General features: G+C 56.5%; 11 protein-coding genes. 8 read left to right on the forward strand and 3 right to left on the reverse strand.

The genetic code is table 11. The features are described 5' to 3' along the window. Positions 1 to 105 precede the first annotated feature (105 nt). Positions 106 to 1,335, reverse strand: a complete 1,230-nt coding sequence (locus TX82_RS00905; RefSeq protein ID WP_005011254.1) for a M23 family metallopeptidase — start codon at positions 1,333 to 1,335, stop codon at positions 106 to 108. Between the two features lie 184 nt (positions 1,336 to 1,519). On the opposite strand from TX82_RS00905, the gene TX82_RS00910 reads away from it, so the two are divergent. Continuing rightward, entirely contained in the window at positions 1,520 to 2,611 is a 1,092-nt protein-coding gene (locus tag TX82_RS00910) for an SPL family radical SAM protein (RefSeq protein ID WP_005011255.1), read from the forward strand. A gap of 33 nt (positions 2,612 to 2,644) precedes the next feature. Here TX82_RS00910 and dnaN read toward each other — a convergent pair whose 3' ends face one another. Beyond that, positions 2,645 to 3,754 carry a DNA polymerase III subunit beta gene (gene dnaN / locus TX82_RS00915; protein WP_005011256.1) on the reverse strand — a complete coding sequence of 370 codons (1,110 nt, stop codon included), beginning with the start codon at positions 3,752 to 3,754 and terminating at the stop codon, positions 2,645 to 2,647. A gap of 258 nt (positions 3,755 to 4,012) precedes the next feature. Here dnaN and aroF point away from each other — a divergent pair, with 258 nt between their 5' ends. The 7 genes from aroF to TX82_RS00950 all read left to right on the forward strand — a co-directional run bounded on the left by aroF (position 4,013) and on the right by TX82_RS00950 (position 11,613). Further along, positions 4,013 to 5,032, forward strand: a complete 1,020-nt coding sequence (gene aroF, locus TX82_RS00920; RefSeq protein WP_005011260.1) for a 3-deoxy-7-phosphoheptulonate synthase — start codon at positions 4,013 to 4,015, stop codon at positions 5,030 to 5,032. A 160-nt stretch (positions 5,033 to 5,192) separates the two neighbouring features. After that, complete coding sequence (locus tag TX82_RS00925) at positions 5,193 to 7,913, forward strand: [protein-PII] uridylyltransferase family protein (RefSeq protein ID WP_005011261.1); 2,721 nt, start codon at positions 5,193 to 5,195, stop codon at positions 7,911 to 7,913. A 44-nt stretch (positions 7,914 to 7,957) separates the two neighbouring features. After that, the gene (locus TX82_RS00930; RefSeq protein ID WP_222822938.1) at positions 7,958 to 8,602 is read left to right on the forward strand and encodes a tetratricopeptide repeat protein; all 645 of its coding nucleotides are present in this window, start codon (positions 7,958 to 7,960) and stop codon (positions 8,600 to 8,602) included. 128 nt (positions 8,603 to 8,730) lie between these two features. Then, positions 8,731 to 9,594, forward strand: a complete 864-nt coding sequence (locus TX82_RS00935) for a dimethylarginine dimethylaminohydrolase family protein (RefSeq protein ID WP_005011263.1) — start codon at positions 8,731 to 8,733, stop codon at positions 9,592 to 9,594. A gap of 80 nt (positions 9,595 to 9,674) precedes the next feature. Next, positions 9,675 to 10,604 (forward strand): ornithine carbamoyltransferase, encoded by a 930-nt coding sequence (argF, locus tag TX82_RS00940; RefSeq protein ID WP_005011264.1) that lies wholly within the window; start codon positions 9,675 to 9,677, stop codon positions 10,602 to 10,604. Between the two features lie 146 nt (positions 10,605 to 10,750). Continuing rightward, the gene (orn, locus tag TX82_RS00945; RefSeq protein ID WP_005011265.1) at positions 10,751 to 11,332 is read left to right on the forward strand and encodes an oligoribonuclease; all 582 of its coding nucleotides are present in this window, start codon (positions 10,751 to 10,753) and stop codon (positions 11,330 to 11,332) included. Between the two features lie 5 nt (positions 11,333 to 11,337). Next, positions 11,338 to 11,613 carry a hypothetical protein gene (locus TX82_RS00950; RefSeq protein WP_005011266.1) on the forward strand — a complete coding sequence of 92 codons (276 nt, stop codon included), beginning with the start codon at positions 11,338 to 11,340 and terminating at the stop codon, positions 11,611 to 11,613. Positions 11,614 to 11,644: 31 nt separating this feature from the next. Here TX82_RS00950 and purC read toward each other — a convergent pair whose 3' ends face one another. Continuing rightward, a complete protein-coding gene (purC, locus tag TX82_RS00955; RefSeq protein ID WP_005011267.1) occupies positions 11,645 to 12,349 on the reverse strand; it encodes a phosphoribosylaminoimidazolesuccinocarboxamide synthase in 705 nt (234 codons plus the stop codon). Between the last annotated feature and the right edge of the window lie 2 nt (positions 12,350 to 12,351).

The raw sequence follows: 12,351 nt of genomic DNA on the forward strand, positions 1-12,351 counted from the left end.
TTTCGTAAGACAAAAAAATACCCTGCAATTCACGCAGGGTGAATGGTTTCAATTATACAGGTTGGGAGAGGGATTGCCGAAACGTGATGCGAGCGCGGGAACCGATCAGGAGTTGGCTTTCTTTTGCGTTTCGGACCTGACCTGCAGGAAGGGTTTGCCCTGCAGAACCGCGTCGTAATGCCGCACCCGGGAGGTGAATTCATCCATCGCCTGCGAGGGGATTCGGCGCACGTGGGTTTTGTGGTGCCTGAACTCGAACGGGTTGTGAATGCGGCCGCCCTTGCCCAAGCGGCGCACCTCGTAGTGCAGATGCGGCGCGAAACTGCGTCCGGTGTTGCCGGAAGTGCCGATCTGCTGGCCGCGTTTCACGTATTCTCCCCGCCGCACCATAACCCGGTCGAGGTGCAGGTAGAGTGTGCGTACCCCTTCGCGCGGATGCACGATCTCGATGCAATACCCGTTGTGACTGCGGTTCCAGTTGGTGCGGGTGACGCGTCCGTGGAAACTGGCGTAAACCGGCGTGCCCACTTCGGCCTTGAAGTCGGTACCGTGATGTCCGTCCACCTTGCCCCTGCGATAGTCGCCGGGCAGTGAGGTGATGGCTTCATATTCCCGGATGGGAGCGCTGTGGTTGCGCAGACGGGGAAACAGTTCGCGTCCCGATTCATCGAAATAACTGCCGTATTTCATGTTGGGTGCGCGGTAGTAGTTGGCCTCGATCACCTGTTTCAGAAAATGACTGTCGTACACCAGCTTCAGGATGCGAAAGCGTTCCTCGCTTTCAATTTCCTCGTAGATGAGGGACAGGCGATCGCCCTTGCGCACCGATTGACTGACATCGAGGTACCACGACAAAATGCGCGCGGCATAGGCGGACAGGCGTTTGCAGTCGTCGGCAGGCAGGCGCGCACACAACGAATGCGTGAGCGACAGCTTCACCTCCAGGTCGAGCGTGTACAGTCGGCTTTGTTCCAGCGCGGAAGGGTCGTACGCCGTCTTCTTTACCTCCGGCAGAACGGACGATTCCAGCTCAGCCATGAAAGCTTCCGCATTACCGGCGATCCAGCCGCCTTCATTCGGCAAGTCCTGGGTTTTCTCCTCCACCCAGTCCACCGCAGGGCCCAGCGGCGTGGCATCCACCATCTCCTGCACCGGTTTCTGTGGAACGAGGCCAAGGAGATCCCGAACCAGATCGGTGTCTTTATTGAAAAAAAAGAACGTGCCGACACCCATCAGCGTGTACAACACCACCCAGAACGGACTCGGACCTTTTTTCTTCTGTGGCCAGTCCTGGTCTCTTAATAACGAAGATTCCTGCGTTGGTTCCAAATCCATTTCAGCCACTCAAAAGTCCGGCCCGGAGACCCAAAGGGAAAATCCGGCAATAAGGAGGACAGGCGGGAAAGTGCTTGATTTCACGTTCCCTCCTCCTCTAAAAACCTGTATATTATCGCAGATAGCCCCCATTCAGACAATAGCGAAAAATCGAATAAAGTTAATTTTTTCAATAAAATAGGCCATGCCCTTCGAACCCGACCTCATCGTGCTGGACGCCCCGGCGGCGGACCACCCTTTCACCCAAAGGGTGCTGGAGGCCCTTCCCGGCGTACCCGTGCGGCGTGACCACACACCGGCAAGTGCGGTCGAAACCCTGCGCGAGGAAGCGGTCGATGTGTTCGGAGCGGCCAAGCGGCAGCTCGTCCTCACCACCTTCAGGGGATCGTTTCTCAAAAAGTGCCCGGGGCTGAGTCCCGGCATGGTGTGCTGCAACTACTACGTCGTCAACCTGATCAAAAACTGCGTGTACGATTGTTCATACTGCTTCCTGCAGGATTTCCTGGAAAACAATCCCCTGCTCACCGCCTTCGTCAATATCGACGACCTGCTGGTTGAACTGGAAGAGGAGTTTCGCGAACACCCGGACCGGTCGTTCCGTGTCGGCACCGGCGAGGTCACCGACAGCCTGGCGCTCGACGACCTTCTTCCTTACACCGACTACCTGGTGCCGTTTTTCAACCGGCAGAACAACGCGGTGCTGGAACTCAAAACCAAGTCCGACTGCGTGGACAACCTGCTCAAACAAAGCGACCCCACCAACGTCATCGTGTCGTGGTCGCTGAACCCGGATGAAATCGTCGAGCAGGAAGAAGTTGGCACGCCGTCACTGCCCAAACGGCTGGACGCGGCGCGGCGTTGCGCGGAACACGGTTTCAAGGTGGGGATCCATCTCGATCCGGTAATCCTGTTCGACGGTTGGGAGAAAGGGTACGGGCGGTTGATCGAACAGGTTTTCGACACCCTGCCTGCTCACCAGTTGGAATGGATCAGCCTGGGTAGTTTCCGCTACCGTCCGAACCTGAAACGCATGATGCAGGAGCGGCATCCCCATACCCGCCTGCTCACGCAGGAGCACGTCGCCGGGTCGGACGGCAAGTTCCGTTACCTGCGGCCCCTGCGCAATCACGCTTACGACACCCTGCGCACCACCATCAAGCGGCGCGCGCCGGAAGTGGACGTCTATCTGTGCATGGAGACGAAGGAAGTGTGGGAAGGCGTTACCGGGCATTTGCCCCGCGCGGACGAAACCCTCGACCGCTTTTTCGATTTTTAAAAAGAAATCAGATTGAGGTGGGGACGCGCCGGATCACAGCCGCATGGGCATGACGATGGAAAGGTAGTCCTTGTCGTCGTTGATGGTCAGCAGGCAGGAGTGGTTTTCATCTTTCAGGTTCATCACCACCTCCGGTTCCTCCACCACCGCCAGCACATCCAGGATGTAGCGCGCGTTGAGGCCAATGGAAACCGGTTCGCCGTCGTAATTGATCTCCAGTTCCTCGGTGGCGTTGCCGATCTCGGTTCCTTCCGAAACCAGCGTCATCAGCCCGGGGGTGATGTCGAACCGCACCATCTTCGATTTTTCATCCGCCAGAAGGGCCACGCGCTTGAGCGCATGCACCAGCGATTCGGTGTTGACCGTCACCTTGAGTTTGTTGTCGCCGGGGATCACCTGCCGATAGTTGGGAAACTTGCCGTCGATCTTGCGCGACACGATGACCTGCTGTTCCTGGATGAACGCGAGCTGGTTGTCCTTCACGGAAAACGAGCAGGTGGCGTCGTCGCTTTCCATCAGCTTCAACAATTCCGTCAGCAATTTCTTCGGTAAAAGGTAACCGGACTTGTCCACCTTGTCGGCGTTGGCCTTGAGCAGGGGCCGCTTGATGAACGTCATGCGATGGCCGTCGGTGCCAACCAGGTTGACGTGGTCGTCTTCCTTTTCCAGGAGCAAACCGTTCAGGGCCTGCCGGGTTTCGTCCGGTGAGATCGAGAAATAGGTTTTGCGGATCATTTCCCGCAGTTGCGGTCCGCTGAATTCCATGAGCGGCTCTTCGCTGTATTCCGGAAGCTTCGGGTAATCCGCGGCCGCCAGGCCGGGCAGGCGGAACTTCGACTTGCCGCAGGTGATCGTCACCCAGTCATTGTCCTCCTTTTTCAGCGTCACCTCCAGGTCCGGAAGCTCCTTCAATATATCGAACAGCTTGCGCGCGTTGACGGTGACCGAGCCCTGTGTGACCACGTTGGCCGGGCAGAACCGCTTCATGCCGATTTCGAGGTCGGTCGCCTGCAGGTATACGCCTTTTTTTTCAGTGGAGATCAGCGTGTGGGACAGGATGGGCATGGCGCCTTTGCTTTCAACGATGCCCTGAACCTTGTGCACCCCGTTGAGAAAGGCATCGCGTCCGATTTTGATTTCCATCCGGCCTCCGGGAGTGAGTGGTGCGTCTAAAAAAGGAGAGAATCCTCAAGAGTTTGTTAATTATCACACTTCCATGAAAGCTGTCAAAAATTTCATCTCCCGTCCGGCCCGCCCCCTGCTGAAACCAGGAAAACACAAAGGTGGAACCCTGCTTTGCAGCCGGGTGTGGAAAACGGTTGAATTGTTTGTAAAGTGCTGTCTTGACTGGATTTTTAAAAGCATGCTAATTTGATACCAACCTCACAAAAGGAGTTGGCAATGATCGTAGTGCTCAAGGCGGACACCTCCCCTGAGGAGGTCCAGGCCGTGAAGGATAAAATCAAGGAAAACGGATTCACTCCCCACGAGATCCAGGGAGTGGAACGCAAAGTCATCGGAGCGGTCGGTGACGAACATTTCAAGGATCACCTCATGGAAGTGCTCGACTCCATGCCGGGTGTCGAGGACGTGATTCCCATCCTCAAACCGTACAAGCTGGCCGGACGCGAAATCAAAAACGCGAATTCGGTGATCGAGTGCGACGGGTTCGCCATCGGCGGCGACCGCCTGGCGCTGATTGCCGGTCCCTGCTCGGTGGAAAGCCATGACCAGATGATGGCCACCGCCAGTTCCGTGAAACACGCCGGAGCCAACATGCTGAGAGGCGGCGCTTTCAAACCGCGCACGTCTCCGTACAGCTTCCAGGGTCTGGAGGAAGAAGGCCTCAAACTCCTGAAAGAGGCGAAGGAATCAACGGGCCTGCCCATCGTCACCGAAGTCATGAATCCCGGCGACGTGGAACTGGTCGCGCGGTACGCCGACGTGCTGCAGGTGGGCGCCCGCAACGTGCAGAACTTCTCTCTGCTCAAGGAACTGGGCAAGGTGAGCAAACCCGTGCTCCTGAAACGCGGCATGATGACCACCATCAAGGAATTCCTCATGTCGGCGGAATACATTCTGTCCGAGGGCAACAAGGACGTCATCCTCTGCGAGCGCGGCATCCGCACCTTCGAAACCGCCACCCGCAACACGCTGGACATCGCCTGCGTGCCGGTGCTCAAACGCGAAACCCACCTTCCGGTCGTGATCGATCCCAGCCACGCCACCGGTCACTGGGACCTGGTGGAGCCGATGGCACGGGCCGCCGTGGCCGCCGGAGCGGACGGGTTGATGATCGAGGTGCATCCGGATCCGGTCAATGCCTTTTCCGACGGACCGCAGTCGCTCAAGCCTTCAAAGTTCGTCAGGCTGGTGGAAAACATCCGCCCGTTTGTGCAACTCATGGGCCGGACCCTGTAGCCTCGACATAACCTACTGATTTTTCAGGCAATTCTGAGGCGCTCCGCTTGAAACACACGGGGGTTTGGTTTATTCTGCTGGGTGATACAATCCATTTTATTTGAACCTTGTGCGGTCCTGCCGTCGCTTTTCGAGCCCGGCAGTCAGGTGGCGAGTCCAGATGCTTGAACTGTATCAGACCAACCGAAAGCAAGCTCAGGAATACAGGGAGAGTCTCGTCTCCCAGCTGAACCAGCTCACCGACCCGCAGGACCTGCCTTCCATCCAGGACAACAACCCCCAACCGTTTTACCTGGAATTCAAAAAGAAGCTCGCCCTGTTTGTGCAAAATGAGACCGACCTGTTGCAGGAGGAACTCCAGCAGTCCGAGAACAGCCATCTGCTGCTGCTGAAACGCACGGCACTGGTCGATGCGGTGGTGCAGACGGGTTTTGCCCGCGCGGTGTGGATGTGCAACCGCGGCAGAACCGAACCGTGGGGGAGTCATGATTTCCCGGTGGCGGTGATCGCCCGCGGCGGGTACGGCCGCGAGGAGATGTACTTCCACTCCGACGTGGACATGCAGATCGTGGTCCGCACCGGGGCGACAGAAGAAGAAAAGGAACGGGGTTACCAGCTGATCAATTTCTTCGATTACCTGCTGGTATACCAGGACATCTTTCCCACCGCCGCCAGCACGGGCCATTCAGAAATCGATACCGAAAGCCTGGACCTGAAGGAAAACGAGGTCGCGTCGTTCCACTCCCTGCTCGAGCACCGCATGGTGGCAGGCAATCCGCTGGTGTACCGCGAGTTCACCAGCTCCATAAAAACCGCGAGCCTCATTCACAAGGACAAAATCATCCGGCACTGCCTCCAGTACAAACATTATTTTGAAGTGCCGAATACGGTGTTCCGCCAGGAACCGAACCTGAAAGAAGAACTGCGGCGCCTGTACTGGGCGCTCAGTCTGGTGCGCATCCAGGAGGGGTATCACGAAATCAACCAGTTTGAACTGCTTGTGGAGCTGTACAACACCGGAAAGCTGAGCACGACGGCTTTCAAGAACATGAAAAAAGCGCTCAATTTCGTCTCGCGCATGCGCTTGTTCCTGCATTGCCACCAGAAAGGATCGCACCGAGACGTACTCAGCTACGAGGTGCGGGAAGTGATCGCGGAGTCGATGGGCTACGCTGGAAAGGTTCGGGAATTTTTCCAGGAATACTTTTTCAACGCGGTCCTGCCGATGAAGCGTTTCAGCCGAAACCTGTTCTGGGACGGCATCACGCCCTCAACGGAAAAAGCACGGCGGCTGTCGCCGGATTTCGCACTCAACTCGGAATCGCAGATCGTACTCCAGGAAGGCAGGGAAGACGTGACGTGGGATTCGCCCCTGCCCATCCTCGAGTTGTTCGTGTGGGTGTCGCGAAAGAATTACTTCCTTTCGTACCCGGTCGTTCGCGCTATCGAACGCCATGCCGATCAGATGCTGCCGATGTTCCAGAGCGGCGCGGATCAGGTACAGATTCAGCAATTGTTCCACGCCATCCTGCGCGGCAAACACTTCGCCCGGGCCCTACGCTACCTGCACGAATTCCGCCTGCTGGAAAGCTTTTTCATTCCGGAGTTCAAAAACCTGAGCGGCCTGCTGCAAGACATTTACGTGCACCTGTTCCCGACGGACATCCATGTACTGGCCGCGCTCGACGCGCTCAACCGGCTCGACATCGATCCGGAAGCCGATCCTTTTCTCACCGGCCTGTACCATTCGCTCAAGGACAAATCCACCATGCGCCTGTCGGTGCTGTTGCACGACATCGGCAAGGGACTTAAAACGGAGGGAGAAAACGAGGAACTGGTGGGTTCGCGCGCGGTGCCGCGCATCCTGGAAAACCTGGGCTTCGGCAAAAACCAGAAGATGATCCGCGACATCGCGTTCCTCGTCGAGAAACACCTCATGATGCGGGACCTCATGATGCTCGATCCGGATGACGACACAACGTACGAGATGATTTGGGACCTGGTGGAGAAAAACGTCGAGCGGCTCAAGATGCTGATCCTCCTCACCTACGCCGACCGCGCGGGTACCAAGATGAAGATGACCCAGACACAAATCGACCAGCTCAAGTATTTCTACCAGTTCACGCTACAGTTCAAGAAACGCGAGAGTGTGCCGATTCCCGTAAAGCAGGAATTTCTGAAAATGATCCGACTGCCTCGCGATCTTCAATCGCAGTTGCAGATCTACGACCAGTTCAAAAAATCGCGTGATGGCTTCGCTACGGAGTTGTTTTACAAACCGGAACATCCGGCAGAACTGGTGGTGTGCACACGGGACCAGCAGGGCCTGCTGTACAAAATCGCGGCGGTGCTGGCGTTCAATCATCTCAGTATCATTGAGGCCAACGTCCACACGCTGGACGACAACGTGTTCGACATCTTCAAAGTGGTCAGCGCCACGGGCGACCCGGTCGATTTCTCTAATTTCTTTTTCATCCAGAAGCAGGTGATCGACGACCTCCGGCGTGTGTTCGTCGGCAACCTGGACATCGCCTCGCTTTACCGCGGCCGTGCCCTGAATTCCAGCCACCAGGTGAGCAAGTACAACGACATCAAGCTGAAGGTGTCCATCATAGGACGCACGGTCAAGGTCGAGACGCACGATATCCTGGGCACGATGATGATGGAAACCAGGGTCTTTTCCGACCTGAACATGAAAATCGACCGGGCGGTGATCCACACCACGCTGGAAAACGCGTCCAACGTTTTTTACGTGCGGCCGGAAGACGTGCGCAAGATCATCCAGGAAGAGGACAAGTTCAAAACCCAACTCAAAAACGCCCTTTTGCCGTTGATCAAGATCAAGCCGATCTTCCCCAACGAGCCGGCGGAAGTGGCCTGACTGACAGCGAGACGCCTATGACACGCGGTTACCTTTTTATCCCGATGACATTCCTGATACTGTGGCTGGCAGCCGCGGTTCCCGGTGCGGTGGCCGCACCCCAAAGCCCGGAACTTCAAGAAGCCCTGACTCTCGATCGTGATGAGTTTGTTGCGGAATCCATCGCCGCGTGGCAGAAGTACATTGAAACCAGTCCCCCGAAAAATATGCACATTTATGCCGGAGTGAAAATGTGCATTGCTTACGCAAAAACCGGGCGTTTCCTGGAGGCCATGAAAGCGGCACAGGCCCTGGCTGACAAGTATCCTAACCACTACGATGTTCAGTTCAACCTCGCCAACATGATGAGTGCCGTCCAACGGTTCGACCAGGCCGTGGCCGCGTTTCACAAAGTAGTCGAAATGCGCCCGCAGGAAGGATTGGGGCACGTGGGCCTCGGGCTTGCCCTGTTCGGCAATGGTAAGACCGATGAGGCTGTGAAGAGGCTGCGCCAGGCCCGCGCTCTCTTCAAGGAACAGAAAAACATTTCCTGGTACCAGAACGTGCGCATCATGATCGGCCAGATGAAAAGTTTCGCCCCCTACCCTCCGGATTTCTCCAACCTGTGGCTCACCAACAACATACGCACCATCCGCGACACGTACGAAACCGGGGTATTCCGCCAGTACGAGGAAACCCTGAACCTGTAAGGGGCGGCCACCCCCCTCGATTCTTCGTAATATCCAAAAATTCAAATATTTATTTAAAATTTAAGGCGAATCCCCCGCATGGCGGGCCTCATCTAAATATAAGAACCCTGTTTCTCAGGAGGTCTGCCATGAAGCCCAAAATGCTGATGTGTGCGCCAGACCATTTTGGCGTCCGTTACGTGATCAATCCGTGGATGGAAGACCAGATCGACCACATCGACACCGACCGCGCCCGCGCCCAGTGGGAGACCTTTTACCATGCGTTGAACGAAAAGGCGGAGGTGCACCTCATCGAGCCGAGGCGCGAATCTCCAGACATGGTGTTCACCGCCAACGCGGGGCTTCTGGTGGACGGGGTATTCGTGCTGAGCCGTTTCCGTCACAAGGAACGTCAGGGGGAAGAACCGCATTACCTGGAATGGTTCCGCCAGAATGACAGAGAGATCGTGAAGCTGGCGGATGGTATCGCGTTCGAAGGCGAAGGCGACGCCCTCCCACAACCGGGGCAGGACTGGATCTGGGCCGGATGGGGCTTCCGCACAGACCTTGCTTCGCACCGCTTCATCGAACAGAAACTGGGCCGGCCGGTGGTATCGTTGAACCTCGTCGATCCCCGCTTTTACCACCTCGACACCTGCTTCTGTTCTCTGCCCGACGACCGCGCGATGTATTTTCCGGAAGCATTCGACGCCGACAGTCTGCGGCAGATCGAGGCACGCATCGCTCCGGAAAACCGCATCGTCGTCTCGCAGGAGGATGCCGAACACTTTGCCTGCAACGCCGCCCGCGTACACAAGACCCTTTTCATGAATCACGCCACACCCACCTTGCGGGAGCGGCTGGAGTCGCTGGGCTTTGCCGTCGTCATCTGCCCGGTGGACGAGTTCATGAAAGCGGGCGGTGCAAACAAATGCCTGACCCTGGTGCTGGATGCAGGCGACCCCGCCGAGGTCCTTCCCCAAAGGCCGGAACAGGCGGAATCCTCCCGCTGAAAACCGGCACAATCGGGGGTATTCCTGCAGGCCGGGATCGTGTAGAATAATGCCTTTTCGACGCACCCCTGAAAGCCCGTATGGACATCTCCTTGCCGCAAAAAGATTTTCTGGTGCTCACGGATTTCACCCGCGAGCAGTTGACCGCCCTGCTGGATCTCGCGGACGACATGAAGCACCAGCCGGAGGCCTACCGCAATGCGCTTGCCGGAAAATCACTGGGCATGATTTTCCACAAGCAATCGACCCGCACCCGCATTTCGTTCGAGGTTGGCATGTTCCAGCTGGGCGGGCAGGCGCTCTTTTTCAGTCCCGGCGATATGCAGTTATCGCGCGGCGAATCCATCAGCGACACCGCAAAAGTGCTGTCTCGTTATCTCGATGCGGTGATGATCCGCACCTTCGCATACGACGACATTGTAGAACTTGCGAAGCACGCGACCATCCCCATCATCAACGGGCTCACCGATTTCAATCATCCCTGCCAGGCGCTGGCCGATATGATGACCATCCGCGCACACTTCGGCAAACTGGAGGGGTTGAAGCTCGCCTACATCGGCGACGGCAACAACATGGCGGTGTCTCTACTGTTCGCCTGCATCCGCATGGGCATGCATATTTCCATCGCCAGCCCGCCAAATTACACCATCACCCCCAAAGCCATGGAATGGATTCTCGACGACGCGGAACGGGATGAGCTCGACATCTGCCTGACGGACAACATCGAAGAAGCCGCCAAAAACGCGGACGTGGTGTACACGGACGTGTGGGCCAGCATGGGGCAGGAAGAGGAACGCACAAAACGCCTGCACGATCTCGCTGATTACACGGTGGACGACATGGTGATGTCCTTCGCCAACCCGAACGCCGTGTTCATGCACTGCCTGCCCGCGCACAGGGGAGAGGAGGTCGGCGCTTCAGTGATCGACGGCCCCGCCTCGATCGTCTTCGACCAGGCGGAAAATCGTCTGCACCTGCAGAAAGCCATCCTGTATGGACTGGTGAAATGACCCCAGCCAGAGGCCCGTTTCGGTCCCGGTGGTGGTTTTAATATCAAAAGAATTGGGTTAGAATCGGTTTCTCAACCCGTTATGAAGAAAACAGGCCGGAATACCCGCATACCTGCGTGCAACCCGGCCGTCATGAAAGTCGACTTATGAGTCTTGTGGATTCCAGCAATCTGGTGTGGATGGACCTGGAAATGACCGGGTTGGATCCGGACAAGGAAGAAATCATTGAAATCGCCACCATCGTCACTGACAGCCAGCTCAATATCCTGGCGGAGGGACCCTGCCTTGTGATCCATCAGGACGACGCCATTCTGGAACGGATGGATGATTGGAACCAGAAAACCCATTCCGCTTCCGGCCTCATTCAGAAAGTGAAGGAATCGACCCTGACCGTGGAAGAAGCCGAACAGCGGACGCTGGACTTCATCAAGCAGTATGTTCCATACAAAACCTCACCACTCTGCGGCAACTCCATCCAGCAGGACCGGCGCTTTCTCGACCGCTACATGAAAAACCTCACGGACTACCTGCACTACCGCAACATCGACGTGACGTCCATCAAGGAAGTGATCCGCCGCTGGTATCCGAACGGCACACGCCTGCCAAAAAAAAGCGACGCGCATATGGCACTCACCGATGTTCGGGAGTCCATTGAAGAACTTATTTTTTACCGCAACAATTTTTTTGTCGACGTGTCGAACTACATGTCCGAGGAAGGAAATCTGTAACTGCCATGAAACTGAACAAGGCCGCCGTGGCCACCATTTTGTTCCTGGGAATTTTTGGAGGTATGACCTTCATGATGATCTGGTCGGGAAGCAAGTACCAGTGCGAGGTGTGCATCTCGTACAACGGCTACGACATCTGCCAGCAGGTGGAAGGCATGGACTACGAAACCACCGTGCAGACGGGCATCAGCACCGCGTGCGCCGGGGCCGCCAGCGGCCGGACCGAATCGATGGAATGCGGCATGACGCCCCCCACCAAAGTCACCTGCAAGGAACTGTGAAGGCCGGGGGCCGCAAGCGGCCCCCGTCCGGTCAACCACAGATCATGTGATACACTTCTTCGTACTTTTCCTTGACCTGCCCCAGGTCGAAACGGAAGCGGTCCTTGTCCATCTTCTCGTTCGTATCCCAGTGCCACAGGCGGCATCCGTCGGGGCTGATCTCGTCGCCCAGCAAAATTTCTCCCTTGTGGCGCCCAAACTCCAGTTTGAAATCCACAAGGCGGATCTTGCGCTCCTTGAAGTAATCCCACAACAGCTGGTTGATCTTCAGACCCTTTTCGCAGAGCATCTCGATCTCATCATCCGTCGCCAGTCCGAATTCGCGGATGTGGTACTCGTTGATCATCGGATCGCCCAGATCGTCGTTCTTGTAATAGAACTCGAGAATGGGATTCTTCAGCGTTTCGCCTTCCGGCCGGCCCATGCGCTTGGCCAGACTGCCCGCCACCACGTTGCGCAGAACGACTTCGACCAGGATAATATCCAGCTTCTTCACCAGCATCTCTCGGTCGTTCAACTCTTTCACCATGTGGGTTTTGATGCCCTTGCCTTCGAGAAACTTGAAGATCGCCGCCGACACGTGGTTGTTGACAATCCCCTTGTCCACGATCTCGCCTTTCTTGATACCGTTGAACGCGGACGCATCGTCCTTGAAATACTGGATCAACAGATCCGGGTCTTCGGTGGTGTGAATGTTTTTAGACTTGCCTTCGTATATTTTTTCCAATCGTTTCATGT

It is taken from the genome of Nitrospina gracilis 3/211 (assembly GCF_000341545.2).
Lineage (GTDB): Bacteria > Nitrospinota > Nitrospinia > Nitrospinales > Nitrospinaceae > Nitrospina > Nitrospina gracilis.

Coding starts and splice junctions, on each gene's coding strand:
- TX82_RS00905 (WP_005011254.1), bottom strand. CDS start 1,335: ATGGATTTGGAACCAACGCAGGAATCTTCGTTATTAAGAGACCAGGAC.
- aroF (WP_005011260.1), top strand. CDS start 4,013: ATGATCGTAGTGCTCAAGGCGGACACCTCCCCTGAGGAGGTCCAGGCC.
- TX82_RS00910 (WP_005011255.1), top strand. CDS start 1,520: ATGCCCTTCGAACCCGACCTCATCGTGCTGGACGCCCCGGCGGCGGAC.
- TX82_RS00925 (WP_005011261.1), top strand. CDS start 5,193: ATGCTTGAACTGTATCAGACCAACCGAAAGCAAGCTCAGGAATACAGG.
- TX82_RS00935 (WP_005011263.1), top strand. CDS start 8,731: ATGAAGCCCAAAATGCTGATGTGTGCGCCAGACCATTTTGGCGTCCGT.
- TX82_RS00950 (WP_005011266.1), top strand. CDS start 11,338: ATGAAACTGAACAAGGCCGCCGTGGCCACCATTTTGTTCCTGGGAATT.
- argF (WP_005011264.1), top strand. CDS start 9,675: ATGGACATCTCCTTGCCGCAAAAAGATTTTCTGGTGCTCACGGATTTC.
- TX82_RS00930 (WP_222822938.1), top strand. CDS start 7,958: ATGACATTCCTGATACTGTGGCTGGCAGCCGCGGTTCCCGGTGCGGTG.
- dnaN (WP_005011256.1), bottom strand. CDS start 3,754: ATGGAAATCAAAATCGGACGCGATGCCTTTCTCAACGGGGTGCACAAG.
- orn (WP_005011265.1), top strand. CDS start 10,751: ATGAGTCTTGTGGATTCCAGCAATCTGGTGTGGATGGACCTGGAAATG.
- purC (WP_005011267.1), bottom strand. CDS start 12,349: ATGAAACGATTGGAAAAAATATACGAAGGCAAGTCTAAAAACATTCAC.